26 protein-coding genes are annotated in these 25,677 nt (G+C 69.4%); 15 read left to right on the forward strand and 11 right to left on the reverse strand.

Going from position 1 to position 25,677, the window contains the following annotated elements; all coding sequences use genetic code 11:
- Positions 1 to 56 precede the first annotated feature (56 nt).
- The 8 genes from JWP54_RS07280 (at position 57) to JWP54_RS07315 (ending at position 9,521) form a co-directional block, all read left to right on the forward strand.
- The gene (locus JWP54_RS07280; protein ID WP_297369580.1) at positions 57 to 1,109 is read left to right on the forward strand and encodes a substrate-binding domain-containing protein; all 1,053 of its coding nucleotides are present in this window, start codon (positions 57 to 59) and stop codon (positions 1,107 to 1,109) included.
- A gap of 204 nt (positions 1,110 to 1,313) precedes the next feature.
- Entirely contained in the window at positions 1,314 to 2,876 is a 1,563-nt protein-coding gene (locus tag JWP54_RS07285) for a sugar ABC transporter ATP-binding protein (RefSeq protein WP_297369583.1), read from the forward strand.
- A complete protein-coding gene (locus JWP54_RS07290; RefSeq protein ID WP_297369586.1) occupies positions 2,873 to 3,901 on the forward strand; it encodes an ABC transporter permease in 1,029 nt (342 codons plus the stop codon). The genes JWP54_RS07285 and JWP54_RS07290 overlap by 4 nt, the downstream gene beginning before the upstream one ends.
- Positions 3,902 to 3,924: 23 nt before the next feature.
- Positions 3,925 to 5,031, forward strand: a complete 1,107-nt coding sequence (locus tag JWP54_RS07295; RefSeq protein WP_297369589.1) for an ABC transporter permease — start codon at positions 3,925 to 3,927, stop codon at positions 5,029 to 5,031.
- 89 nt (positions 5,032 to 5,120) lie between these two features.
- Positions 5,121 to 5,603 carry a 6-phospho-3-hexuloisomerase gene (locus JWP54_RS07300; protein ID WP_297369592.1) on the forward strand — a complete coding sequence of 161 codons (483 nt, stop codon included), beginning with the start codon at positions 5,121 to 5,123 and terminating at the stop codon, positions 5,601 to 5,603.
- Between the two features lie 22 nt (positions 5,604 to 5,625).
- Complete coding sequence (locus JWP54_RS07305; RefSeq protein WP_297369595.1) at positions 5,626 to 7,362, forward strand: dihydroxyacetone kinase family protein; 1,737 nt, start codon at positions 5,626 to 5,628, stop codon at positions 7,360 to 7,362.
- Positions 7,359 to 7,829 carry a ribose-5-phosphate isomerase gene (locus JWP54_RS07310; protein WP_297369597.1) on the forward strand — a complete coding sequence of 157 codons (471 nt, stop codon included), beginning with the start codon at positions 7,359 to 7,361 and terminating at the stop codon, positions 7,827 to 7,829. The genes JWP54_RS07305 and JWP54_RS07310 overlap by 4 nt, the downstream gene beginning before the upstream one ends.
- 318 nt (positions 7,830 to 8,147) lie before the next feature.
- On the forward strand, positions 8,148 to 9,521 hold the full coding sequence (locus tag JWP54_RS07315; RefSeq protein ID WP_297369600.1) for an MFS transporter: 1,374 nt from the start codon (positions 8,148 to 8,150) through the stop codon (positions 9,519 to 9,521).
- A gap of 45 nt (positions 9,522 to 9,566) precedes the next feature.
- On the opposite strand, the gene JWP54_RS07320 is transcribed toward JWP54_RS07315, so the two are convergent.
- Positions 9,567 to 9,959 carry a hypothetical protein gene (locus tag JWP54_RS07320; protein ID WP_297369603.1) on the reverse strand — a complete coding sequence of 131 codons (393 nt, stop codon included), beginning with the start codon at positions 9,957 to 9,959 and terminating at the stop codon, positions 9,567 to 9,569.
- Entirely contained in the window at positions 9,956 to 10,540 is a 585-nt protein-coding gene (locus JWP54_RS07325; RefSeq protein ID WP_297369606.1) for a PadR family transcriptional regulator, read from the reverse strand. Before JWP54_RS07325 ends, JWP54_RS07320 begins: the two co-directional genes overlap by 4 nt.
- Before the next feature lie 166 nt (positions 10,541 to 10,706).
- Here JWP54_RS07325 and JWP54_RS07330 point away from each other — a divergent pair, with 166 nt between their 5' ends.
- Positions 10,707 to 11,363: a TetR/AcrR family transcriptional regulator gene (locus JWP54_RS07330; RefSeq protein WP_297369609.1), complete on the forward strand. Its 657-nt coding sequence runs from the start codon at positions 10,707 to 10,709 to the stop codon at positions 11,361 to 11,363.
- Positions 11,360 to 12,583, forward strand: coding sequence for a DUF6544 family protein (locus tag JWP54_RS07335; protein ID WP_297369612.1), 1,224 nt, complete (start codon positions 11,360 to 11,362; stop codon positions 12,581 to 12,583). Before JWP54_RS07330 ends, JWP54_RS07335 begins: the two co-directional genes overlap by 4 nt.
- A gap of 20 nt (positions 12,584 to 12,603) precedes the next feature.
- Here the strand turns inward: JWP54_RS07335 and JWP54_RS07340 are convergent, their stop codons facing one another.
- A complete protein-coding gene (locus JWP54_RS07340; RefSeq protein WP_297369616.1) occupies positions 12,604 to 13,218 on the reverse strand; it encodes a hypothetical protein in 615 nt (204 codons plus the stop codon).
- A 9-nt stretch (positions 13,219 to 13,227) separates the two neighbouring features.
- Entirely contained in the window at positions 13,228 to 14,091 is an 864-nt protein-coding gene (locus JWP54_RS07345; RefSeq protein WP_297369619.1) for an endonuclease/exonuclease/phosphatase family protein, read from the reverse strand.
- Between the two features lie 173 nt (positions 14,092 to 14,264).
- Here JWP54_RS07345 and JWP54_RS07350 point away from each other — a divergent pair, with 173 nt between their 5' ends.
- Together JWP54_RS07350 and JWP54_RS07355 are read left to right on the forward strand one after the other, a co-directional pair.
- The gene (locus tag JWP54_RS07350) at positions 14,265 to 16,796 is read left to right on the forward strand and encodes an MMPL family transporter (protein ID WP_297369621.1); all 2,532 of its coding nucleotides are present in this window, start codon (positions 14,265 to 14,267) and stop codon (positions 16,794 to 16,796) included.
- Complete coding sequence (locus JWP54_RS07355; protein WP_297369625.1) at positions 16,793 to 17,431, forward strand: TetR/AcrR family transcriptional regulator; 639 nt, start codon at positions 16,793 to 16,795, stop codon at positions 17,429 to 17,431. Before JWP54_RS07350 ends, JWP54_RS07355 begins: the two co-directional genes overlap by 4 nt.
- Before the next feature lie 184 nt (positions 17,432 to 17,615).
- On the opposite strand, the gene JWP54_RS07360 is transcribed toward JWP54_RS07355, so the two are convergent.
- The 3 genes from JWP54_RS07360 to JWP54_RS07370 all read right to left on the reverse strand — a co-directional run bounded on the left by JWP54_RS07360 (position 17,616) and on the right by JWP54_RS07370 (position 20,817).
- A complete protein-coding gene (locus JWP54_RS07360; protein ID WP_297369628.1) occupies positions 17,616 to 18,848 on the reverse strand; it encodes a hypothetical protein in 1,233 nt (410 codons plus the stop codon).
- A 128-nt stretch (positions 18,849 to 18,976) separates the two neighbouring features.
- Complete coding sequence (locus JWP54_RS07365) at positions 18,977 to 20,020, reverse strand: LLM class flavin-dependent oxidoreductase (protein ID WP_297369631.1); 1,044 nt, start codon at positions 20,018 to 20,020, stop codon at positions 18,977 to 18,979.
- A gap of 101 nt (positions 20,021 to 20,121) precedes the next feature.
- Positions 20,122 to 20,817 carry an NADPH-dependent F420 reductase gene (locus JWP54_RS07370; RefSeq protein WP_367274191.1) on the reverse strand — a complete coding sequence of 232 codons (696 nt, stop codon included), beginning with the start codon at positions 20,815 to 20,817 and terminating at the stop codon, positions 20,122 to 20,124.
- Positions 20,818 to 20,895: 78 nt separating this feature from the next.
- On the opposite strand from JWP54_RS07370, the gene JWP54_RS07375 reads away from it, so the two are divergent.
- Complete coding sequence (locus tag JWP54_RS07375; RefSeq protein ID WP_297369637.1) at positions 20,896 to 21,237, forward strand: helix-turn-helix domain-containing protein; 342 nt, start codon at positions 20,896 to 20,898, stop codon at positions 21,235 to 21,237.
- 147 nt (positions 21,238 to 21,384) lie between these two features.
- Here the strand turns inward: JWP54_RS07375 and JWP54_RS07380 are convergent, their stop codons facing one another.
- Positions 21,385 to 22,143 carry a hypothetical protein gene (locus tag JWP54_RS07380; protein ID WP_297369640.1) on the reverse strand — a complete coding sequence of 253 codons (759 nt, stop codon included), beginning with the start codon at positions 22,141 to 22,143 and terminating at the stop codon, positions 21,385 to 21,387.
- Positions 22,144 to 22,268: 125 nt separating this feature from the next.
- The gene (gene map / locus JWP54_RS07385; protein WP_297369642.1) at positions 22,269 to 22,994 is read right to left on the reverse strand and encodes a type I methionyl aminopeptidase; all 726 of its coding nucleotides are present in this window, start codon (positions 22,992 to 22,994) and stop codon (positions 22,269 to 22,271) included.
- A gap of 97 nt (positions 22,995 to 23,091) precedes the next feature.
- On the opposite strand from map, the gene JWP54_RS07390 reads away from it, so the two are divergent.
- A complete protein-coding gene (locus JWP54_RS07390) occupies positions 23,092 to 23,361 on the forward strand; it encodes a helix-turn-helix transcriptional regulator (RefSeq protein WP_297369660.1) in 270 nt (89 codons plus the stop codon).
- A 239-nt stretch (positions 23,362 to 23,600) separates the two neighbouring features.
- Positions 23,601 to 23,942: a hypothetical protein gene (locus tag JWP54_RS07395; RefSeq protein ID WP_297369645.1), complete on the forward strand. Its 342-nt coding sequence runs from the start codon at positions 23,601 to 23,603 to the stop codon at positions 23,940 to 23,942.
- Positions 23,943 to 23,994: 52 nt separating this feature from the next.
- Here the strand turns inward: JWP54_RS07395 and JWP54_RS07400 are convergent, their stop codons facing one another.
- Together JWP54_RS07400 and JWP54_RS07405 are read right to left on the reverse strand one after the other, a co-directional pair.
- Positions 23,995 to 24,930 (reverse strand): carbohydrate kinase, encoded by a 936-nt coding sequence (locus JWP54_RS07400; RefSeq protein ID WP_297369649.1) that lies wholly within the window; start codon positions 24,928 to 24,930, stop codon positions 23,995 to 23,997.
- Positions 24,927 to 25,677: glycosyl hydrolase family 32 (locus JWP54_RS07405; protein WP_297369652.1), on the reverse strand; the 751-nt coding region annotated here is incomplete at its 5' end. The genes JWP54_RS07405 and JWP54_RS07400, both read right to left, overlap by 4 nt.

A 25,677-nucleotide genomic window follows, 5' to 3' on the forward strand; every position in this document is an offset into this window, starting at 1 on the left:
GCCAGTGTGACTGCAGGGGCGTCTTGTAACACAGCCACGTTCAAAGGAGAACAGTAATGAAGCGTCCAACCAAGCTTCTCGGCCTCACGGTGACCGCGATCGCGGCAACCGCCCTGCTGGCCGGATGCGGCACCGTGGGGGAGACCGGGGGCGCCACCGCCGCCGGCGGTTCCGACGATGGCGTGTTCCGCATCGCCACGGTGTCCAAGGTCGAGGGCATCTCCTGGTTCGAGGCCATGCGCACCGGCGTCGACCAGTTCAACGAAGACAACGGCGACGTCGTGGAGGCGTGGCAGACCGGCCCGGACACCGGTGACCCCGCCAAGCAGGTGCAGATCGTCGAAGACCTCATCGCGCAGGGTGTCGACGCCCTCGTCGTGGTGCCGAACGACCCGCAGTCGATCGCCCCGGTGCTCAAGAAGGCCCGCGACGCCGGCATCGTGGTCATCACCCACGAGGCCCCGGCGCTGGCCGCCACCGAGAGCGTGGACTACGACCTCGAGGCCTTCGACAATGCCGAGTTCGGCGAGAAGATGTTCGAACAGCTCGCCGACCAGATGGGCGGCAAGGGCACCTTCGTCGGCGAGGTCGGCTCGCTCACCAGTGAGACCCACATGGCCTGGTACAACGCTGGCGTCGCGTACCTCGAGGCCAACTACCCCGACATCACCCCGGTGTCGGCGCAGCCCTACGAAGACGACAACGACGACTCCAAGGCCCGCGACAACGCCCTGGAGATCCTCAAGGCGTACCCCGACCTCGGCGGCTTTATCGGCACCTCGGTCTCGGCCGGGGCGAACTTTGCTGCCGTGCTCAAGGAGAAGAACCTCACCAACATCGCCACCTCGATGCTGAGCCTGCCCTCGGTGGCCGGCCCGTACCTCGAAGAAGACGTGGTGGGTTCGGCCCAGGCGTGGAACCCCGCCGGCGCCGGCTACGCGGCCAACGCCGTGGCCCTGGCCGTGCTGCAGGACCAGGCCGTGGAGTCGGGTAACGACCTCAAGTTCGAGGGCTACGACGACGTCACCGTCGACGGCAAGCTCATCACCGGCGCCGCGATCCTGATGATCGAAAAGGGCCAGTACCCCGGCGGCGAATACCCCTTCTAAGCAATACCCGTTCCCCGCAGCGAACCGCTGCCGCACCACCCGTTTCACCGGATGCCGGTGGTGGCGTCCAGTTCCAGCTGACGCCGCCACCGCCCCGGCCACGCCCGGCCTCACCCCGCTGCGCGACACCCCTCTATTGCGACCCTCCTCTCGAAAGTTTCGGGACCCGGCCGCACTTTTCTTCTACTCACGAATAGAGCGATCATGGGCAACCCCATCCTCATCGCGGAAAACCTCTCCATCGCCTTCGGTGGGGTGACCGCACTCGACAGCATCAACCTCTCGATCGGCGAGGGCGAGATCCTCTGCCTCGCCGGCGAGAACGGCTCGGGCAAGTCCACTTTCGTCAAGATCGTCTCCGGCGTCTACGCGCCCAGCGCCGGCAGCGTCGCCATCGACGGCGGCCGGGTCGACAGCCAGGGCCCGCGAGCCGCGATCAGCGCCGGTGTGCAGGTCATCTACCAGGATCTCTCCCTCTTCGACCACCTCTCGGTGGCCGAGAACATCGCCATGAACCGCATGATGCACGACGGCTCCAAGCTGGTGAAGCGGTCCACGATGCGCACCATCGCCGCCGAACAGCTCGCCCGGGTGGGCGTGGAACTGCCCCTCGATGACCGGGTCTCCACCCTCTCTGTTGCCAACAAGCAACTCGTGGCCATCGCCAGGGCGCTGAGCATGGATGCGCGCATCCTGTTCATGGACGAACCGACCACCGCGCTCACCACCAACGAGGTGAAGCGGCTGCTCAAGATCGTGCTCGAGCTCAAGAGCCGCGGCCTGTCGATCGTGTTCATCAGCCACAAACTCGACGAGGTCTTTGCCATCGCCGACCGCATCACCATCTTTCGCGACGGCCACAAGGTGGGCGACTTCACCGCCGCCGAGCTTGACGAGGAGTCGTTGAGCTTCCACATGACCGGCCGCCGGGTCTCCTACGCCCGCTACCACCGGCAGATCGACGACGAGACCCCGCTGCTGCAGGTACAGGGCCTCGGCCGCACCGGCAACTACCAGGACGTCACCTTCGACCTGCGCAACGGCGACATCCTCGGTCTCACGGGGCTGCTCGGCGCCGGCCGCACCGAACTCGCCCTGTCCCTCTTCGGTCTCAACGCCCCCGACTCCGGCCGGATCCTGATCGGCGGCAAGCCGGTGAGCATCCGCTCGCCCCTGCAGGCGATGGAGCACGGCATCGCGCTGGTGCCGGAAGACCGCAAGACCCAGGGCCTGTTCGGCGCCCAGTCGATCCGCAACAACGTCTCGTCCAACGTGATCGACTCGCTGCTGGGCCGCACCCGCCTGATAGACCGCAAGGCCGAGCAGGCGCTCGCCGTGGCGACGGTGCACGAGATGAACGTGAACAACAAGAACGTCGACACCCTGGTGCAGAACCTCTCCGGCGGCAACCAGCAGAAGGTGGTGATCGGAAAATGGATCGCCCGGCACCCCACCATCTTCATCCTGGACAGCCCCACCGTCGGCATCGACATCGGCTCCAAGCAGGAAATCTACGACCGCATCCACGCCCTCGCCGCCAGCGGCATCGGCGTGATCGTGATCTCCGACGAACCCGAGGAGATCATCGCCAACTGCAACCGGGTGCTCGTCATGCACGAGGGCGCGGTGCTCGACCGGTTCGAAGAAGCCGACCTGCGCGCGCCCGAGTTCAAGGACCGCCTCGCCACCATCATCAGCGACCCGGAGGCGCACGTGAAACATGCCACCGCGGCGCTCACCACGATCACACCTGGAGACCAGCGATGAAGACCTCCCCGTTCCGCGCCGTCTTCAACCGGCGTTCCACCGCGATGGAGAAGTACCTGCTGGCCATCATCATCGGCTACATCGTGATCGTGGCCCTGAAGAACCCGCTGTTCTTCAGTGTGGAGACCCTCTTCGACATGCTGCGCAGCGGCTCGGGCGTGATGATCCTCGCCATCGGCGTGCTCATCGTGCTCGTCTCCGGCGGCATCGACGTATCGTTCACCGCCATCGCCGTGGTTTCGGGCTACACCTCGGTGAAGCTGATGCTGGCGCTCGGCATCGACAACATCCTCTTCGCCTTCATGGTGTCGATCGTGGTCGGGTGCCTGCTCGGCGCGATCAACGCGCTGATCATCTACCGGTTCAACCTGCCCACCCTGATCGTGACCCTCGGCACCGCCAGCGCCTACCACGGACTGATGGCCACGGTACTGGGCACCAAGTCGTTCCCCACCGGCGCGATGCCGCAATCGCTGGTGAACTTCGGCTCAACCGACCTGATCGTGATCAACTCCGACACCGGCCGGTACGGCCTCACCGTGTTCCTGCCGATCGTGATCGCGGTGCTCGTGCTCACCTGGTTCATCCTCTACCGCACCATGCTCGGCCGGCAGGTCTTCGCGGTAGGCAGCAACGAGGAATCAGCCTCCCGGCTCGGCATCAACATCTTCCGCACCAAGCTGTTCGTCTACGCGTACTCCGGCGCCCTCTCCGGCCTGATGGGCATCATCTACTTCAGTGAACTGAAGTACGTCAACCCGGTCTCGCTGGTGGGCACCGAGCTGATGATCATCGCCGCGGTCGTCATCGGCGGCGCCAAGCTCACCGGCGGTGAGGGCACCATCCTCGGCACCATTCTGGGCATTGTCGTGGTGCAGCTGTTCCAGTCCACCCTGGTCTTCCTCGGCCTTGGCTCGTCGTGGAACGACCTGTTCTTCGGCGCCGTGCTGCTGATCAGCCTGGGCGTCATGTACTACCGCCAACGCATTCAGGACCGCAAGAACCTCGTCTTCGCGACGGCCTAACCGGGAAGCCAGAGAACCAGACCATGAACTCCATTGCCCGTCTCGTCGCCCGAGACAAGAACCTGTCCGTGCTGCTTGTGATGACGGCCGTCACCCTCATTGTGCTCATCACCCTGCTCGGCGGCCGGTTCCTCTCCGCCGGCAACCTGCAGTCAATGTCGTCCCAAGTCAGCGAATTCGGCTTCCTCGCCCTCGCCATGGGCCTGGCGATGCTCACCGCCGGCATCGACCTGTCCATCGTCTCCGCCGCGGTGCTCTCCGGCATCGTGGGCGCCACGGTCATGAGCGGTCAGCTCGTGCCGATCACGGCGTCGAACTCGAACACCCTGATGCTCGTGGGCATCCTCGCGGCCCTGGTCACCGGCATGCTCTGCGGCCTGCTCAACGGACTGCTGATCGCCAAGGTGTCGATTCCGCCGATCCTGGCCACCCTCGGCACAATGATCCTCTTCACCGGCATTGGCATGGTCATCACCAACGGACAGAGCGTGCCCATCGCCATCAGCAGCTATTCCGCCCTCGGTGCCGCCACGGTCGCGAACATCCCGATTATCTTCCTACTCATGGTGGCCGCGTTCCTGGTGGTGGGATTCATGCTGCGCCGCACCCGGTTCGGCCGACGCATCTACCTGTTCGGTGAGAACGACGTGGCGCTGCGCTTCTCCGGGGTGCGCAACGATCGGGTGATCATCCTCACCTACGTCAGCATCGGCCTGCTGGTGGGGTTGGCGGCGGTGATCATGGTCTCCAGGGTCAACTCCGCCCGGGTCGGGTTCGGCGAAAGCTACCTGCTGCAGGCGATTCTCGTGGTCGTGCTGGCCGGCTTCAACCCCTACGGCGGCCGCGGCCGGGTGGTCAGCGTGGCCCTCGGCCTCATCCTGCTGCAGTCCCTGCAGAGCGCCTTCACCATCCTGCAGTTCAACCCCTACGTGAAGAACCTCATCTGGGGCTCGATGCTGCTGCTGGTCATGGTGGTCAACTACTACGTGGCCCGGTGGAACCCGCGCGGCGCCGCCCCGGCGAAGGGGCCCGGCACCACCACGGTGATCCCGCCGGAATCGGCGCCGTCGGCCGCGGCCGAGACGCACCGGTCACCGGATGCCGTGTCGACGGGCGGGCGGGCACTGTGAGCACCTTCCGGGGCGCGACTTTTCACGGTCGGGCCGCTACCATCGCGGCGGAACTCGCCGCTACTGTGGCCCGAGTCGACACCGACGACGTGGAGCGCACAGTCGGGGTCCTGCTGGCCGCCGACACCGTCTTCGTGATCGGCGTGGGCCGGGAAGGCCTGGCCGCCCGCGGCTTCGCGATGCGACTGGCGCACCTCGGCCTCACGGTGCACTGGGCCTGGGACGACACGACCCCGGCCGTCACCGCCAGCGACGTGCTGGTGATGGTGAACGGTCCCGGCACCATCGGCCACCTCGACTATGTCTTCGACCGGGTGCAGGAGGTGGGCGCCACGACCATCGTGGTGTCGGCCATCAGGGAGGCACGCACCCCGGCTCTGGCCGACGTGGCGCTGATCGTGCCCGCCACCGTCTACCGTGGCGAGGGCGACCTGGTGCCGTCGATCCAGCCGATGGGCAGCCTGTTCGAGCAGGCCACCCAGCTGGTCTTCGACACCCTGGTGCTGCAACTGGCCGAACGCCTCGGCGTCGCCTTTGCGGACCTCGCCCCGCGGCACCGCAACTTCGAATAACCACTCAACGAGGAGTCCCCCCATGACCCGCATCCACAACGACCCCGCCGACTTCGCCGAAGAAGCGCTGGCCGGGTTCGCTCTCCTGCACGGTAGCTACGTGCGCCCGGTACCCGGCGGCGTCGTGCGCCGTCATCCCGGCCCGCGGGGCAAGACCGTGGTGATCTTCGGCGGCGGCAGCGGGCACTACCCGGCCTTCGCCGGCCTGGTCGGCCCTGGTTTCGGCGACGGGTCGGTGGTGGGCAACATCTTTACCTCGCCCTCGGCCCAATACGCCTACTCGGTGGGCCGGCAGGCCAACCGCGGCGGCGGCGTGATCTTCAGCTTCGGCAATTACGCCGGCGACGTGATGAATTTCGGCATCGCCTGCGAACAGCTCGCCGCCGAGGGCATCGACGCCCGCAACGTGATCGTCACCGACGACGTGCTCAGCGCCTCCGTCGACGAGAGCCACAAGCGTCGCGGCATCGCCGGTGACGTCGTGGTGTTCAAGGTGCTCTCCGCGGCCGCCGAGACCGGAGCCGACATCGACGAGGTCGAACGGCTCGGCCGCCTGGCCAACGACCGCACCCGCACCGCCGGAATCGCCTTCGACGGCTGCACCTTCCCCGGCGCGATCGACCCGCTCTTCACCGTGGCGCGCGGCCAGATGGCGGTGGGCCTGGGCATCCACGGCGAACCCGGCCTGGAAACCGTGCCGCTGCAGACCGCCGCCGAGATCGGCGAACTGCTCGTGCGTACGGTCTTGGCCGAGGCGCCCGCCGAGCATGCCGGCCGGGTCGGCGTGATCCTCAACGGACTCGGCGCCACCAAGTACGAAGAACTCTTCCTGCTCTGGGGCGAGATCGCACCCCGTCTGGCCGCCGCCGGGTTGCAGCTCGTGGACCCGGAGGTGGGCGAACTGGTCACCAGCCTGGACATGGCCGGCGTCTCCCTCAGCCTGGTCTGGCTCGACGACGAACTCGAACCGCTCTGGCGGGCCCCCGCCGACACCCCGGCCTACCGCAAGGGGTCTGCGCTTGCCTGGGGTGATGACGGTGATGACGACGGCGCCGTGGCAGACGAGGTCGCCGACGCCATCGAACCCGGCAGCCCGGTCTCGCAGCAGGCGGCCGCCCAGGTGGTCGCCCTCGTCGCCGCGGCCTCCACCACGGTGCGGGAACACGAAGACACCCTCGCCCAGATGGACGCCATCGCCGGCGACGGCGACCACGGCCGCGGCATGGTGCGGGGCCTGGACGCCGCGCTGACCGCCGCCACGGTGACGGCCGGGCAGGGCGCCGGCGCCGGCAGCACCCTCGCCCGCTCGGGCGACGCCTGGGCCGAGCACGCCGGCGGCACTTCCGGAGTCCTCTGGGGGTCCGCGCTGCGCGCGGCCGGCCAGGTGCTCGGCGACGAGACCGCGATCGACGCCGCGGCCATCCTCGCCGCCGCCGACGCGTTCGCCGGCACCCTCACCCGGCTGGGCAAGGCCACCGTGGGAGACAAGACCATGGTCGACGCCGTCACCCCGTACGTGGCGCAACTCCGCGCCGCCGTCGAGGCCGGCATCCCGGTGGCGGATGCCTTGACCCGGGCGGCCGACGCGGCCTCCCGGGCCGCCGCATCCACCGCCGACCTGCTGCCCAAGCTCGGCCGGGCCCGGCCGCACGCCGCCAAGAGCCTGGGCAGCGCCGATCCCGGCGCCACCTCCTTCGCCCTCATTGTCACCACCCTGGCGACCGCCAACGGACCCGCACGAAAGGTGCACGTCTCATGACTCTTCAGCCCCTCACCCTCATCATCGGCGCGGACGACGCCGGCTACGCCTACAAGGAGATCCTGAAGGCCGACCTTGAGGCCAGCCCGCTGGTCGCCGCCGTGATCGACATCGGCGTGGACGCCGCCAGCCACACGCCCTACCCGAGCGTGGCCATCGAAGCGGCCACCCTGGTGGCCGCGGGCACCGCCGACCGGGCGTTGCTCATCTGCGGCACCGGCCTGGGCATGGCGATCGCGGCCAACAAGGTGCCCGGCATCCGTGCCGTGACCGCCCACGACGGCTACTCGGTCGAGCGCGGGGTGCTCAGCAACAACGCCCAGGTTCTCGCCTTCGGCCAACGAGTGATCGGACTCGAGGTGGCGCGCCGGCTCACCCAGGAGTGGCTGCACTACCGCTTCGACACGGCGTCGGCGTCGGCCGACAAGGTGCAGCTCATCACAGACTTCGACGAAACCACCGCTTGACCTCGCCGCGGACTGGCGTGGTTTGCGGCTCATCAGCTCCGGCGTCGTGGGAAACGGGCGGCGTGGGCGATGGGCATGGACCGTTCCTGTCGGCACCTCCGGACTGAGCCGACGAGAGCAAGTCGACGGAAGCGAGTCGACGGAACTGAGGGGCACGGAGACAGGCCCTGCCGGTACCTGCCCCGGCAGAACCTGTACGGCTTCGGGCGCCACCGCTTGACTGGGACGTAGCCTCACCCGTTCCCACGAAAGCAGAAGCATGACGACGACAAACCCCACGTCGAACCCCCGTCGAGCACCATAACGCCCCCCGGCAGGGTGGGCACCGGCGCGATCCTGGCGATCATCCTGGTCAGTTACTTCATGGTCATCCTCGACAACTCGATCGTGTTCACCGGGCTCGCGCGCATCCGCGACGACCTCGGCTTCAGCACCGCGGGGCTGTCCTGGGTGCAGAACGCGTACACCCTCGTCTTCGGCGGCCTACTGCTGCTCGGCGCCCGCGCCGGCGACATCTTCGGCCGCCGCCGTATGTTCATGGTCGGGCTGAGCATCTTCGCGGCGGCCTCCCTGGCCATCGGGGCGGCGCAATCCGCCGAGTGGATGTTTGTCGCCCGGGCCGTGCAGGGCGTCGGTTCCGCGATCCTCGCGCCGGCCACCCTCTCCCTGCTCACCGCCAGCTTCGCCGAGGGGCACGCCCGCACCCGGGCCGTCGCCGCCTACGGCTCGGTGGCCGGCATTGGCGCGAGCGTGGGCCTGGTGCTCGGCGGCGTGCTCGCCGACCTCACCTCCTGGCGGGTCGGCTTCCTCATCAACGTGCCGATCGGTGTGCTGATGATCATCGCTGCGCTGCGTTTCATCCCCGCGTCGACGCGCCAGTCCGGCCGGTTCGACGTGCTCGGCGTCATCACCTCCACCCTGGGCATGACCGCCCTGGTCTACGGCTTCGTGCGCTCCGCGGAAGACGGCTGGGCCGACCCGGTCACCTTGCTCGCCGTGGCCGCCGGCGCCGTGCTGCTCGCCCTGTTCGTGCTCGTCGAGTCCAAGGCGAGCCAGCCGATCATGCCGCTCCGACTCTTCTGCAACCGGCAGCGCTCCGGCGCGAACGGCGCCCGGATGCTCTTCCTCGGCGCCATGATGGGCTACTTCTTCTTCATCACCCAATACCTGCAGGGCGTGCTCGGCTTCAGCCCGTTACAGGCCGGCCTCGGCTTCCTGCCAATGACCGTCGTCAACTTCGCCGTGGCGCTGGCCATCCCGCGCCTGACCCGCCGGTTCGGCAACTCGGCCCTGCTCGTGACCGGCATCGCCGTCACCTTCGCCGGGATGCTGTGGCTGGGCCGGGTTGGCGTGGACAGCGAGTACCTCACCGCCGTCGCGCTGCCCATGGTGCTGATCGGGTTCGGGCAGGGCCTGGCCTTCGCCCCGCTGACCGCGGCCGGGGTCGCCGGTATCGAGCCCCTCGACGCGGGCGCCGGCTCCGGACTCGTCAACGTGGCGCACCAGCTCGGCGGCTCGCTCGGCCTGGCGGTGCTCGTTGCCGTCTCCGCCGGCGTGACCGGCGGCGGCGGCAGCGCGGCAGCCGTCGCCGCGGAGGCCTCCGCCGCCCTGACCACCGGGGCCCTGCTACTCGCGCTGTCCCTCACCGTCGCCGCGGTCTTCGTCACGTCCCGGAAGCGCGCCCGCAACTGAGGCACCTCACGAGCGCCCTGGGGTTTCGCCGCGACGTCCGGGCGCTCAGCTGAGCGCGACGATGATCGTGAGCGCCGCCAGCACCGCGGAGAGCGGCGCCATCGTCCACCGCTCCGGCCGGGACTTGGAGAGAGCGTTCAACCCGACGCCGAGCACAAAATAGCCCGCCAGCACCCAGGTCGCCACCGCGAGCGCGGCCGGCCAGGGGATCACCTCGGCCAGGCCGGCGCGCTGCAGCACCACGACACCGAAGACCACGTAGAGGCCGATCGAAATCACGCTGCCCACACGCTTCTGAACCGGCAGCACCCGGTCCTGCCCGCCCCAGGCGAAGCGCCCCAGAGGCGCGCCGGCAATGAGGGCCATCTGGAAGAGCGCAAACCCGGCCATCAGCACGCAGAAGAGGACGGCCGCGGCGGTCACGAGGCCTGTGCTCATCGGGACTCCTCGATCCGGGTGGGAGCAGACGACGGCGTCGCCGAAAGGTTGTCGAGCAGCTGAAGCGCCTCATCCGCCCAGGCGATCGAGGCGCGGGCGGAGTGCTCGCCGGCGAGCACGGTGAGCAGGATGTACGGCGCATCCGGGGCGGTCTCGGCCACCTCGGCCGGCAGCTCGGTGCGGATGCGCTGCATCTCAGCGAGCTCGGCCTCGGCCCGGGCCCGGGCATCCAGCACCAGTCGGCGGCAGGTATCGGCGCCCAACTGCCGCCCGAAGAACAGCCGCAAGAGCAGGCCGTTGCGCGGCTGAGCGGTTTGCGGCGCCTCGGCCAGCAACTCGCGCAGCCGGATGCTGCCCGCCGGGGTGATGGTGAACGTGGACGAGCCGGCCCGCAGGGCGGCCTGTCGTTCGATGAGGCCGCCCTGCTCCAGCAGCGACAGCGCGGGGTAGATCTGCCCGAAGCTTTCGGACCAGAAGTGCCCGAGGGCCTCCCGGATCTGCTCCCGCAGGGCATAGCCGGTCATCGGCGCGATACTGAGGCCGCCGAGGACGGCCATCTGGGTCTGCTCGGAAACCGCCATCTGCCACCTCATCTCTCTAGTTGATATATCTATCAGATGGTAGGTGCAGACACAAGGGATTCGCCACGCAAGCGGCCGAGCGTGCTATAACGCTACTGGCAGTAACGAAAAGAGCAGTGACCCACCGAGCAGCAGCACGAGACGGGATGCGATGTCGAACGCAGGCGTGGCCGTAAGCCGGCCGGACGGACAGGAACTGGTTCGGGGGCGCCCGCGGCACCCCGATGTGGACGCGGCGATCATCGCGGCGGCGCTCTCCGTGCTCGTTGACGTGGGGTACCCCCGGTTCACCATGGTGGAGGTGGCCCGGCGGGCCGGAGTGGGCAAGCCCACGCTGTACCGGCGCTGGGCCCGGAAGTCCCAGCTGGTGGTCGAGGCCATGAGAACGCAGATGCCGGGGGAGGCCGCGTTGCCGCCGGATAACGTCTCCGATCAGCTGCTCCACTACGCCACCCGGTTGTCCGAAACGCTCACGCACACGCCCCTCGGCCGGGTGCTGCCGGGCTTGGTCGCCGAGATGGCGACCGACCCCGATCTTGCCGCCGCCTACCGATCTCTGATCATCGAGCCCACCCGGCAGTTGTGGCGGGAGGCGGTCGAGAGGGGCATCCGGACCGGCGAACTACTGCCGGACACCGACGTCGATTTTGTGCTCGATGCCCTCGCCGGCCCGCTCTACGTGCGGCTGCTCATCACCGGTGCGCCCGCCGACCCCGACGCCCCGTGGCTGGCGGTACAACTCGTGCTCGCCCGCTATTCAGCGTCGCCGGCCGTCGGCGCGGCGGACCCGCGCCGCACCATCAGTGCCGGGCCGGCCTCATGAGCGCGGCCCTCGCCGTCACCGCCGGCGACAGGATCGACGCCACTCGCCACTCGGCCCGTCGGCGCGCCGAGGTCGCCCGGGCGGCCGCGCTGGCCGGCGCGTTCGCGCTTGCTGGCCACGGGCTGATCCACCTCATGGGCGTCGCGCTGTTCTGGCGGCTGGGCCAGGCGGGCGAGCTGCGCTATGCGGATGCGCTGCCGGCGGCAGGTTCTCCCGGCGGCATCGCCGTCGGAGGCCTGTGGCTCCTCGCGGCGACCCTCTTCCTGGCCGCTGCCGTGCTCCTGCTGGGTCACTCGGCCCGGTGGCTGCCGGTGGCGGCCGCTGCGGCGGTGGTATCGGTACCGGCCGTGCTGTCCATGGCGGCGGCTGCCGGAGCCGGGCTGGTAGCGGACGCTGCGGTGCTGGTAGCAGTGATCCTGGCCTGGTGGTTCCGACGAGCCGACTCGACGCGGGCTCCCGTGAGCCGCGTGCCGGGTGAGGCGTGGCGGATCCGACAGGCCTGGCTCGATCTGGCTGTGCGGCCGGCGCCATCCGACGTCTTCGCCGCCGAGCTCGTGGCGGAGCTGCCCGAGCCTGCGCAACGTTGGCTGATCCACGCGATCCCCGCCGGCACGCCGCTGTGGAGAACCGCGGACGTGACGATGAGCGGCGAGATCAAGCTCGGCGCCTGGCGCAGGTTCAGCGCCCGGCAGATCGTCGCCCCCGACGCCGGGTACGTCTGGGCCGCGACGGCGTGGGTGGCCGGGCTGCCCGTGCGAGGGTTCGACAGGTTCAGTTCCGGCACCGGCGAAATGCGCTGGCGGATGCTCGGCCTCTTCCCCGTCGTGACCGCTCGGGGACCCGACGTGAGCCGCAGCGCCGCCGGACGGCTGGTGAGCGAGATCGTGATCTCCCCGACCGCCTTCAGGGCCGCTACCTGGACATCCGGTCGCACCAAGGATCACGTCGTCGGCACCTGGCTGCTCGGCGGCGAACAGGAATCAGTGGAACTGGAAATCGGCGAAAGCGGCCAGGTGACGTCGGCGCTGATCTCCCGCTGGGGCAATCCCGACGGGCAGCCCTTCGGCCGGTACCCCTTCGGATGCACGGTCCACTCCGAGCGGGACTTCCACGGAGTGCGAATTCCGGCCACGATCAGCGCCGGCTGGTGGTGGGGCACCGACCGCCAGGCGCAGGGCGAATTCTTCCACGCCCGGATCACCGCGGTGGTCCTGCGCTAGACGCGGCAGAGGCGACCGGCTCAGCCCGGTGACGGTGGCGCTGACGATGCCGCTGTCGATGCCGCTGTCGGGCTGCCGTTGAGGTACCGCATGCAACAGCCGGCGAGCACGGCACCGGCCCCGCCCCACACCAGGTCGCCGATCGAATCGGTGTAGCCGACGTAGATCTCCGGGTCGAGGAAGGTGTGCCCGATCCACTCGAAGATCTCCCAGAACACGCCGAGGGCCAGGCCTAACGCCGTGGTGACAACGACAGTGGAGAGCATCGGCCGGGGCAGGGTGGCGGCATCCGCGACGACGCTGAACTGCACGAGCACGATGTAGAGCAGTGCGGCGCAGAGGCCGTTGGTCACCAGGTGCACCGGCAGGTCCCACCAGCGAGTCGTGATGTAGATGTCGAGCACGCTGCTCCACACCGCCACGAGCACCACGACGCCGAAGGCAATGTCCACACTCGGCCGCACGCCCAGGAGCCGGGGCAGCAGCATCCCGCCGGCGACCAGCGCGAGGCTCGCTCCGGGGATCGGACCCCACCCGACGCTCGCCACGACGATGCCCACCAGGGCCACCGCCCGCAGCGCATCGGCGGTCACCTCCGCGACCCCCGACGGGCGCCGCAGCGGGGTGTTGATCATGCCAGCACCCTAACCGGATCGGCCCGGTGGCGGCGACGGGGCGGGCCGCACAACCGCCTGTACGGGTTCATGGTCCGACGCGGCCCGGCCGTCGTACCGGGCGGCGTTGATGCCCGCGCTCCGCACGTCGACGTCGGGACCCACCAGCACGAAGTCGATGCGCTTGCCGCCGCGATGACGCGGTTTGTAGTGCGAGAGGGTGCCCCATTGCGGCGTCAGTTGCTCGGCTGCGGCGGTCCAGGCGTCCCGCAGTGCGCCCTCCGCCGTGAGCCGCCGGTGCACGGCCGAGTCGGCGCCGGCGTTGAAGTCGCCCGTCACCACGATCATCGCCTCCGGCTCCGCGGCGTGCGCCAGGCGTACCCGGTCCAGCAGGAACGTCGCCGACCTGAGGCGGGACCGCCAGGAGATGTGGTCGAAATGCGTGTTGAATGCCAGCACCCGGCCGCCCGTCGCGATATCGGTGAAATCGGCCGACACCAGCACCCGCCGGACCAGATTGCCCCACGACCGCGACCCGGGGGCCTCCGGCGTAGCCGACAGCGCCCACTGCCGCCAGCCGGTCAGCTCGAGGCGCCGGCTGTCGTAGATGATCGGGTTGCGCTCATCGCGACCGGCCTTCTGGCGGCCGTATCCCACCCACCGGTAGGCCGGTCCGAGTGCGGCGGCGACAACCTCCACCTGGTCGGCCAGCGCCTCCTGGGCGCCGAGCAGGGTTGGTTGCTCGGCGGCGAGCAGCCGGCGGAGCAGCGGTTTGCGGTTGTCCCAGCGGTCGGGGCTGTCCGGGCGCAGGGTGGGCAGCCGGCGGCGGATGTTGTAGGTCATCACGTGCAGGTCGGGTGCCACCACCGCACCCACCAGCGCCGCATCCGTCATGGGTTCACCGTACCCGGGGCGGGCGGGTAGTGGCGGACCGGACCGGCTTCGGATTGCGATAGGATTAGTTGTTGCACTCAGTGCTACGTTGCACCGAGTGTCACTCCGGTGCGCGTCTGTCGAGGGCTGCCGCCGACCACCCGCCGCACCTGCTCCACAAGGAATCGAGAGTCATGGCTTCGCTGCTGTACCGCCTCGGACAGTTTTCTGCCCGCCGCGCCTGGATTGTCATCGTCTCCTGGCTGGTGATCCTCGGCCTCGCCGTGGCCGGCTACCTCTCCTTCGCCGGTGCCCTCGGCTCGGCCGTGACCATCCCCGGCACCGCCACCGCCCAGGTCACCGACCAGCTCGCCGAGAAGTTCCCCAGCGCCAGCGGTGGATCAGGTGCCCTTGTCTTCTCCACCACGGATGGGTCGGAGTTCACCGACGAGCAGCGCGCCCAGATCAGCGAGTTGCTGACCAGCGCCACCGAGGTCGACGGTGTCTCCGCCAGCACCGACCCGTTCGCCACCCAGACGCAGATCGACGAGCAGAACCAGCAGGTCACCGACGGCGCCCAGCTGGTCGCCGATGGCCGCACCCAGCTTGAGGCGGCCCAGGCGCAGCTCGACGCCGCCGCCCCGCAGCTCGCCCAGGGCCAGGCGCAGCTCGATGCCGCGCGTGCCCAGGCCGAGCAGGCCGGCGCTCCCGCCCAGGCGCTCGGGCAGATCAACGCCCAGCAGGCCGCGCTGGACGCCCAGCAGGCCCGGGCCGACGCCGGCCAGGCCACCATCACCGAGAGCCTCGCTGCGCTCGAGGAGCAGAGCGAGACCCTCGAACTCGGCGCCGACCTCCTGGCGATGTCCTCCGGCATCCGCACCGTCTCCGAGGACGGTACCGCCGCCGTGGCCAACATCGTCTTCGACGAGGCTCAGATGGAAGTGACCCCCGAGACCAAGGACGCCGTGGTCGAACACGTCGAGGCGGCCCTTCCGGCCGGGGTCAAGGCAGACTTCTCCAACGAGCTCACCCAGGGCATCCCCGAGATCTTCGGCATCGGCGAGGCCATCGGCCTGGTCCTGGCCGCCGTGACCCTGCTCGTGATGCTCGGCACCGTTCTCGCCGCCGCGCTGCCCATCGTCAGCGCGCTCGTGGGAGTGGGCGTGGGAGTGGTGTCCTCGCTCGCCCTCTCCGGGGCCGTAGAGATGATGTCGATCACTCCGGTGCTCGGTGTCATGCTCGGCCTTGCGGTCGGCATCGACTACTCGCTGTTCATCCTCAACCGGCACCGGCGCCAACTCCTGCAGGGCGTCGAACTGCGCGAATCCATCGGCCTGGCCAACGGCACCTCCGGCAACGCCGTGGTCTTCGCCGGGTCCACCGTGCTGGTGGCCCTGCTCGCGCTGAACATCACCGGCATCCCGTTCCTGGGCATGATGGGCACCGTCGGCGCGGTCTGTGTCGCCGTCGCCATCCTGATCGCCATCACCCTCACCCCGGCGCTGCTCTCACTCACCGGCATGAAGGTGCTCAGCCGCAAGGCGCGCGCGAAGATCGGCCACCCCGACGTCTCGAAGCTGCCCACCAAACCGATGCACACCGGCCGGGCCATCTTCACCCTGATCGCCGGCGTGATCGTGCTTGTCATCGTGGCCCTGCCGGCGCTGTCCATGCGGCTGGGCCTGCCGGACGGTTCCTCCGAAGCGCAGGACTCCACCCAGTACCGGGCGTTCAGCCTCATCCAGGAGAAGTTCGGCGCCGGCGTGAACGGCCCGCTGCTGGTCGTGGCCGAACTGCCGGAGGCCATCACCGATGACGAGCTCCTCGCCGAGCAGGTGCGGATCGGCAACCAGCTGCTCGCCCAGAACGATGTCACCGCCGTCGCCCCGATCGGCGCCTCCGAGGACGACACTCTCATCGCGTTCCAGGTCATCCCCGGCGACGGTCCCAACAGCGAGTCGACCGAACAGCTCGTGCGGGACCTCCGCGACCTGTCCCCGCTGGACGGCGATGTGACCCTCGGCGTGGCCGGCAGCGCCAGCGGCAACATCGACATCTCCGAGAAGCTCGCGCAGGCGCTGCCCGGCTACCTCGCCGTGGTGATCGGCCTGTCGCTGATCATCATGGTGTTCGTGTTCCGCTCGATCCTGGTGCCGATCACCGCCACGCTCGGCTTCGTGCTGTCGCTGTTCGCCACCTTCGGCGGCATCACCGCGATCTATCAGTGGGGCTGGCTCGGCGCGGTCTTCGGCGTGCACGACCCGGCGCCGATCCTGAGCTTCCTGCCCACCATCCTGGTCGGCATCCTGTTCGGCCTCGCCATGGACTACCAGCTGGTCCTGGTGTCCGGCATGCGGGAGGCCTACGCCCACGGTGCGCCCGCCCGCCTCGCCGTGCAGCGCGGTGTGCACGCCGGCCGCACGGTGGTGATCGCCGCGGCGATCATCATGATCTCGGTGTTCGCCGGGTTCATCTTCTCCAACTCCGCCATCATCCGCACCATGGGCTTCGGCCTGGCGTTCGGCGTGCTGGTGGACGCGTTCGTGGTGCGGATGCTGCTGATCCCCGCCGTCATGCACCTGATGGGTGAGTCCGCCTGGTGGCTGCCCAAGTGGCTGGACCGAATCCTGCCGGATGTCGACGTGGAGGGCGCCTCGCTGGAGCGCACGCATCCGCACGCCGGGCAGGCCCCGGTGCCAGAGCCGTCGTTGGTCGCCCGCCGATGACCGTCGCGCCGGCCCCGGACCGCCGAGTCGCGTTGAAGGAGCGCCACCGCCAGGCGATCATCGACGCGGCCAGGCTCCTCATTGCCGAGCGCGGTTCGCCGCGGTTCAGTGTCGACGAGCTGGCGGCCCGGGCCGACGTGTCGAGGCGGACTGTGTTCAACCACTTCGCCTCGATCGACGACGTGGTGCTCACGGTCTGCACCGATGTCCTCGGGGTCGTCATCGACGCCTTCGCCGCGGCCGCTGCGGCCACCCCGGTCGGCGACGGCTCGCGAGCGTCGATGTTCGACGAGATCGCGCAGACCCTCCGGGCCGCCGACCTGGTCTCCGCCATCGCCGCGCTCGCCCCCGCCGTTGGCCTGGACAACGGACCCCGAGCCCAGCAATTCATGCAGGAGGCGTTCGCGCGCACGGCGACGACCCTGGCCGTCGAGGTGGAGCGGCGCACCCCCGGCGCCGACCCGCTGGACGTGGAACTGTTGGTCTCGTCGTTGTTCAACGGTGTGACCGTGATCGCCCGGCACTGGGCGATCCGGACCGGCATGGCCGTGGACGCCCAGTCCCGGCAGGCCTGGACCGATCTGCTCGACCACCTGATCAGCAGCGTGCAGAGCGGCTACCTGCGCACGCCGTAGCCCCTCCGCTGCGGATGCGCAGCCCGTCTCGGGCGCGCGGGGTGGCGATGCGCGGGTCAGGCGCCGTTACGCGGGTCGGGCGCCTTCCTGCGGATGACGGATGTGGCGATGCGCGGGTCAGGCGCCGCTAAGCGGGCGGCGCGCCACCCGCGTAACGGCGCCGCACCCGCGTGGCACGGTGAAACTAGTCGGTCACGCCAATCCGCGTACCCGGGCGCGGCTTAATGCTCACGATCCGGGTGGCCTGGGCGAAGGTGTCGATGGCTGCCAGGAGTTCGTCGCTCCGTGCGGCGGGAATGTCGTCGGCGGTGATCAGCACATCGATGCCCTTCGCCCGCCGGGCGTACCGGGCGGTGAGCATCGGGTTGTTCTTCGAGCGGTTGGCGCCGTCGTTGTGCAGCGAGTGGATGCCGGTGCCGAGCGTCGGCGTGACCCGGGGCTTGATGCTGGCGGTCCCGGTCGGCGCATCCGTAGCAAGGACCTGTTCGAGCGAGAGCTCAGTGCGGGATTCCCCGTGCCGCACCCTGACGAACACCAGCGGGAGCACCAGGTCGGTGCTGTAGATGAACCGGCTCTCGTTCTCCGGGCACTCGGCGGCGATGGTGCGCAGCTCGGCGACGAGCAGGCGGGCGGTCGCCTCGTCGACACGGTTCGCCGTGGCCAGGTTCTCGCCCACGAAGGTGGCCCAGTCGTCCGCGTCGGGGTAGTCCCAGCCGGCCACCGGCCACGGCCAGTATTCCGGTACCTGGATCCAGGCCAGGTAGTCGTAGCGCACGCGGACGCTCGCCACCCTCGTCGCGCTCCCTCCGGCCGCCCCGGCCGCCCCGGCCGGCCCGGCCGGACCGGTTGCGCGGAAACCAGTCACCGTGACCGGGTGCAGAACGGGCGGGGCCGGCTCGGGCAGGTCCGGCCGCCAGGACCAGGGCACGAAGTCCAGGCTGCCGAGGAAGTTGCGCACGTGGAAGAGCACCCCCGCGACCACCAGCAGGCCGGCTGCGACGAGACCCACCAGCGCTCCCGCGCCGGCATCCGGCGCATCCTGGAAGGCGATGCTGGCCAGGAAGCCCAGAACTGCCATGCCGTAGCTCGTGACATACAGGGTCGGGCGGTCGACGGCGCTCCCGCTCCCCATTCCCATCGGCATCGTCACGACGGACAGGACGAACATGGTCACGGCGGGCGGCACGAGCAGCCAGGCAGCCTGCGGGTGGAACACCGGATAGCCCTCGGCGGAGGCGAGCAGGTTCCAGGGGTCGGCGGCCGACGTCCTGCCGGTGACGAGACCGATGACCATCACCAGAACAGTGGGCAGCAGGCACACGACGACGAAGAAACCCGCGGTGCCCAGGGCGATCCGGAATACCAGGCCCTCGGTCTTGGCGACCTCGGCCTCCTTGGCCTTGCGGGCGCTCACCATGACGCGTCGATGTCGAACATGCGTGCCGTCGGCTTTCCAGTTGGTGTCGGCCGGAGGGAAACAGCGGTGCTCGACCGCTCGGGAGCGACCGACCCCCGTCAGGTGCAACCCTAGCGACTCCCGGGCTCCTATTTGGCGGCGAGCAACCGGGCCACCCGCGGCTTCACCTCGGTGGCAAGCAGGCTGATCGACTCCAGCAGGTGCTCCTGCGGCAATCCGCCGAAGTCGGCCTGGAAGAAGTGCCGCATGTGGCCCAGGTAGCCGTGCAGGTGCGCGATGCGCTCGGCCACGTCATCCGGGTCGCCCACGTAATACGCGCCGGGCGCCGCGGCCTGGGTGTCGAACTGCCGCCGGTCGGGCGCGCCCCAACCGCGCAGTCTGCCCATCTCTACGTTGAGGTTGTGCCAGCCGGGGTAGAACCGCTCCAACGCCTCGTTCTTCGTCGGCGCGACGAGGCCGAACGTGGCCACCGAGACCTTGATGTCCTCGCCCGTGTGCCCGGCCTGCGTGGCGGAGCGCCGGTACAGCTCGGCGAGCGGGGCGAACCGGTGCGGCTCGCCGCCGATGATGCCATACGACACCGGCAGGCCGAGCTTGCCGGCCCTGGCCGAGGAGGCCGCGTTGCCGCCGGTCGCCAACCAGATCGGCAGCCGCCCGCGCACCGGCCGGGGCACCACGGCCAGGTCGGTCAGGGCGGGCCGCACGGTTCCCGACCAGCTGATGCTCTCGGTGGGGCTGTCGTTGATCGTCATCAGCAGGTCGAGCTTCTCCGCGTAGAGCCGGTCGTAGTCGGCCAGGTCGTAGCCGAACAGCGGGAAGGTCTCCACCGAGGAGCCGCGGCCGGCGGTGATCTCCACCCGGCCGCCGCCGGAGATCGCGTCGGCGGTGGCGAGTTGCTGGAACACCCGCACCGGGTCATCCGTGCTGATGATGCTCGCCGCGCTGCCCAGGATGATCCGGTCGGTCGCCGCGGCCGCCGCCGCGATCATCGCGCCCGGCGAGGACGCCGGCATGCTCACGGTGTGGTGCTCTCCGATGCCGAAGTAGTCGAGCCCGACCTTGTCGGCGGCGACGATGGCGTCGAACAGGTTGCGGATGCCTTCCGCGGTACTGCGCGGGCTGCCGTCCGGGTCGAGCGGGGTATCGCCGAAGCTGTAAGCGCCGATTTCCATGGTGGTGTCCAATGTCTGGTGAAGCGGGTGAGCGTGGAAATGTGCCCGAAGCGGACTTCTGCGCCCGGCACAACGGCCGCAAAAGTCCGAACGGGGAACAGCTAGGCGGCCTCGGCCAGGCCCAGCTCGATGGCCAACTCGTCAGCGGTGTGCCGGCCGCCGAAGATCGGCGAGCCCGGCTCGAACGCCGCGCCGGCCACGAGCGGGCCGGCGTACACCGGGTCGAACCCGAACCGGTTGAGGACCTCGGCCACCACGGCCGCGGTCTCGGCCTCCCCGGCGAGGGCGAGTCCGTGCCGCTGCGGGTCGCCGGCGGGCCTGGCGTCGGTTTCAAGGTCGTGGTAGCCGATGTGGTTGAGCGTCTTTACGAGGTGGGCGCTGGCGAAGTAGTCGGCCACGACCTCGCTACTGCTGCGGGCATCCGTCGTGAACTCGTCGAGTGTGCCGTCGATCGGCTGCCAATAGTTCATGGTGTCGATCACGATCTTGCCGGCGAGGGTGCCCGGGTCCACGGTGCGGAACTTGTGCATCGGCACGGCGAGGATCACCAGGTCGGCGGATGCGGCCACCTCCGCGGCCGTCATCGCCACAGCGCCGGGAATGACGATGTCCACGATCAGTTGGATGTCGGCGGCAGGTCCGGATCCGGAGATGTGCACGGCATACCCGGCCTTGAGTGCGGTGCGGGCGACGGCGGAGCCCACGCGGCCCGCCCCCAGGATGCCGATCGTGGTGACCATGGTGGCCTTTCTGCGGTTGTGCCGGCGGCGCCCAAGTTCGACCCGCCGAGGTCTCAACTATGCACGCTCGCGCGCAGAATCACCACCGGGCGGTAAGCTGCTAACCATTAGTTAGCGAAACAGGAGGTGGAGCGGATGAGCGATTCGAATCTCGCCCTCGAGGAGGAAGAGTGCCGACGGTTCCAGATCTCCGTGGAGCTGGCCGGTCGCAAGTGGAGCGCCGCGATCCTGATGGCCGGCGCCCGCGGCGCTCGCCGCTTCTCGGAGTACCGCGCTCTCGTGGAGGGCATCTCCGACCGGCTGCTCGCGGCGCGGCTGAAGGAGCTCGAGCAGGAGGGCCTCATCGAACGCGACGTGCAGCCCACCACCCCGGTGTCGATCAGCTACAACCTCACGCCGTCCGGCCGCCAGCTGATCTCCCTGCTGCACCCCCTGGTCACCTGGAGCCGCACCCGACAGTCCGCCACAACCCACTAGTTCCCGTCGCTGGTCGAGCTCGTCGAGACCCCTCGACCTACCCACGCGTCGCTCCCAGGCTGCTACTTCTTGCGCGCCAACGCCGCCGTGGACCACAGCGCCCAGGCAATCAACGCCGGCTGCCCGATCGCGTCGACGGCCGCCTGGCTAACGCAGGCCCGCGATCCGCTCCAGCCCGGCACGCAGAATGAGTTCTTCCGGATCGGCCAGCAGGTGGTGGTTCAAGTAGAGCCCCTCCAGCCACTCGAGAACCTCCTGCTCGGGCAGGCCCACGACATCCCAGTTCACGAACGGTTTGGCCAACACGGCCGGCTGACCCGTGGTGGGGTCGGTCCAGGCGGTGGCCAAAGGTTCATTGGGCTCGGCGTGATCCACGTTCCACAGCAGCGCGATCGGGTGGTTGGGACCGTCGATGTGGTCATGGCCCACGTGGCCGGCGCCCAGCCAGGGCAGCATCAGCTGTTCGCCCTCGAGTTCCAGGTCGACGACTTCCAGCTGCACGGGTTCGGGCGGGCTGGTGGCGTAGACAGTGAGCCCGAGCGCGCTCCATTCGGCGGCCTCCGCGGCATCCATGGTGAGTTCTTCGAGCAGTCCGGCGACGTGCTTGACGAACGGCACGGCCCAGGCCAGCAGACCGGCGGTGTCGGCGGGCGGCCACGGGCTGTTGTCGGTATCGGTGCCGTCGGCGTCGTGGAAGTGGTGCTGGATGGTCGTTTCCGAGACGTCGAAGTGCAGCTCACCGCCTTCGAAGCCGATGTAGACCGCGGCGCCGTCTTCAAGCCACTGGGCATCCAGAACGGGGTGCGCGAACCGCGGCGGCAGCGGCGGGGCCTCGAGCGGCAGCGCCCCCAGGTTGAGGACGGCGCAGAACTGCGTGTTGGGCAGGCGAAGGCTGGGGTCTGACACGATCTCGTCTCCGGGTAAGGGGCGGGCCGTCGCCCGCAGTCCAAGTATGCCGCAGCCCCACGACATGCCCGCGAGTCGGCCGCCGCCGCCGCCGGCCGCCGACCTGCCTGTGGCGGCCGAGGGGATCAGCCGGTCAGCACCATAGGCCCCTCCGGCGTGACGGCGATGGTGCGCTCGGTGTGCGCGGCGCGGCTGCCGTCAGCCGACCGCACCGTCCAGCCATCCGGGTCCATGCGGATGCGCGCGGTGGTGGCGGCCCACCAGGGCTCGAGGGCGAAGACGAGCCCCGGGCGGATGCGGAAACCCCGGTTGGCGCGACCGTCGTTGCAGATGAAGAGATCGCCGTGCATCGTTCGCCCCACACCGTGGCCGCCGAACACGTGATTGACCGGGTAGCCATAGGCTGCTGCGACGGCGCCGATGGCCGCGGAGATGTCGCCGATTCGGTTGCCCGGCTGTGCGGCGGCGATTCCCGCCGCCAGGGCCTCCTGGGTGGAGCGGATCAGTCGCTGGTCTGCCGGATCGTGGCGCCCGACGATAACGGTCACGGCGGCATCCGCCACCCAGCCGTCCACCGACACCGCGAAGTCCAGGCTCAGCACGTCGCCGTCGCGCAGCCGGTAGTCGTGCGGGAGCCCATGCTGGGCGGCGTCATTCACGGACAGGCAGATGACGTTCCGGAACGGGCCATTGCCGAACGATGGCGCGTAGTCCCAGTAGCAGGAGACCGCGCCGCGGTCGGTGACCGCCCTGCGAGCGGCGAGTTCGAGGTCCAGCAGGTTCACCCCCACCGTGGCCTGCGCCGGCAGGGTGGCCAAAGTGTCTCGAACGAATGCGCCTGCGGCGCGCATCTGCTAGATTGCTGCAGCTGTGTGTATCTCGACCATCTTGGTATAATAATACCGACGGTATAGTAATACCAACCTGGGTCGATGGAGGAGCACAATGATGGTTCGCGCGCCGCTCACGCCGCAGCAGCTGGAGGCCGGCCGTCGTTTGGGCGAGACCCTTCGGCGGGCCCGGGGTGCTCGTGCGCTCACCGAGGTCGCGGCTCAGGCCGGGATCTCTCCGGAGACGCTGCGGAAGATCGAGACGGGTCGGCTGCCGAGCCCGGCCTTCGGTGTGGTTGCGGCCCTGGGCGGCGCCCTGAGCCTGTCGCTGGACGACCTCGCCGCGGACTGGGCCGGCGTGATGGACCGGGCCGACCGCATCGCCTGACCCGCCGCCGCCCGCCTCGCAGCGCTTTGTCCTTTCGCCGAGAACGGTTTCATGAGGTGACCCGTGAGGTGTCTCGTTCTGGGTGGCACCGGGATCAGCGGTCGCAGCCTGCCCGGCATTCCTGGAGTCTTGTTGAACGGCCGGACGCTGACGTATGGTGTTAGCGAGAATCCTAAAGACACCTATCGAGATGTCATCTTCATGCGGCACAACGCAGATGTGTGAGGCTCAAATTGGGAATGTTGATTTACGGAACGGAAACCGCAACGCTCGTGGTCGACGACCGCACGTTGTGGCACCTGAAGATCGTCATTCTCGACAAGCTGCGCAGAGGTGAGAGCCACACGTTCACCTGGACGACGTCCCACGGCGACCGTGAAGGCATGGACTGCGTCTGGTTGAACTCGGCTACTCCGTTGCATTTCATATTCGACGACAGCACCGAGATTCCGCTGAATTGGTTGTGGATCGAAGCGCTCGTGCGAGCGGCGAACTCTCCGACCGGCCTGCAGATCCTGCCCGAAGTGCCGGCAAAGCCGAAGCCCCGGTCAGCCCACGAGGAGGAGACCGGGGTTCTCTAGCTGCTCAGGTGATGCACTTGTTCGGATGACGCGCGCGTTCAGGCGCCACGCCCTACGGCCGCTGTTCCGGCGTTGCGCCGGCCGCATCGAGTTCGGCCAGCGTCGGCGGATCCGCTCCGGGCCGGGAGACCGTGATCGCCGCCGCGTCAGCGCTTCGCCGAAGGATGCGCTCGAGCACCCCCGCAGGCATCTCCCGCAGGGCGTCGCGCCGGTCGGCGCCGATCAGGTCGGCCTCGAGCAGCCCGTCGAGCAGCGCGCCCATGAAGGTGTCGCCGGCACCCACGGTGTCGACCACCGTGGTCGGCGGCGCCGGTAGTGCGATCCGCGCCGAGGCGGTGAGCGCGAACGCGCCCGCACCGCCGAGCGTGACGACCACGAGGGCCGGCCCGGCGGCCAGCCAGGCGGCCGCCCCTTCTTCCAAGCTCCGTTCTGGGTGCAACCAGTGCAGGTCCTCGTCGCTCACCTTCACCACGTCGGCCAGGCCCACAAGCTGCTCCACCCGGGCCCGAGCGGCCGCGGCGTCGTCGATCAAGGCCGGGCGGATGTTGGGGTCGAAGCTGATCGTGGCCGTCTCGCGCCGCTCGGCCACCAGGCGGGCCACCTCGGTGGCACCCGGCTCGATGACGGTGGCGATCGACCCGACGTGCACCACGTCGGCCGGGGCTGCGAGCCTCGCGTCCACCGACCAGGCCAGGTCGAATTCGTACGTGGCGGCCCCGCTCGCGTCGAGCACCGCCGTAGCGGTGGAGGTGCGCCCTGCGCTCGCGGCGGTCACCCGCACCCCGGACTCCTCGAGCCAGGCGCGCACAATGCGGCCGCGGTCGTCGTCGCCCAGGCTGGTGAGAAGCTGCGGATGCCGGCCCAACCGGCCCAGGGTGAGCGCCACATTGGCGGGGCTGCCGCCCGGCGCTTCGTCGACGGAGCCGTCGACCCGCTGCACGAGGTCCACGAGGGCCTCGCCCACTACCAGCACCGGGCGGCCGGTCATGCCTGAACCGCTGCCAGATCCGCGTCGCGCTGCTCCAACGCCTGGGAGGGCCGATGCACGAGCCCGAGAACCGGGTCGGCGGTGACCGGAATCGGATCGCTCAGCGTGCCGACGAACTCCCCGTCGACCATGTTGAGGAAGCCGAGCAGTGCCCAGCCGCCATCGGCATCCTGCAGCAGCCGCGCGGCGTAGAGGTCGGTGCGGTCGAACAGCACCGAGCCGGTGAAGTCCACGCGATCGAGCCGGGCATCCACGGCCACGCTGTACACGCCGCCCACCTCGCCCGCCGCCTGCCGTTCGGGCGAAAGTTCGGAGACGCCGCAGCAGAAGAGCAGGATCGGCACGCCGTCCACGATCTCGAACTGAAACACCTCGAGCTGGCCGAAGCCCTGGCCGGGCTGGCTGAGCGGCGGTTGCACCGTCCAGGTGCGCAGGTCGTCGCTGGTGGCGTGGCCGAGCACGCCGCGTACGCGCGGGTCGCCGGATGCCGCGCGGGCGGTGATCAGCATCTGCCAGGTGCTCTCGCCGGGAAAGCGGAACACCCAGGGGTCGCGCCAGGCCTCGTCGTGCCAGATCGACAGGTCGAGCTTCTCATAATAGGCGGGGTCCGCCTCCACGAGCGGTTCGGTGGAGACCTTGGTCCAGGTGAGCAGGTCGGCCGAGGTGGCCGCGCCCACCCGCTGCACCATGGTGTTCTCGGCGCGGGAGGTGCCGGTGTAGAACATCCACCAGAGGCCGTCGTCGGCC

It is taken from the genome of Cryobacterium sp., from assembly GCF_025463825.1.
Classification (GTDB): Bacteria; Actinomycetota; Actinomycetes; order Actinomycetales; family Microbacteriaceae; genus Cryobacterium.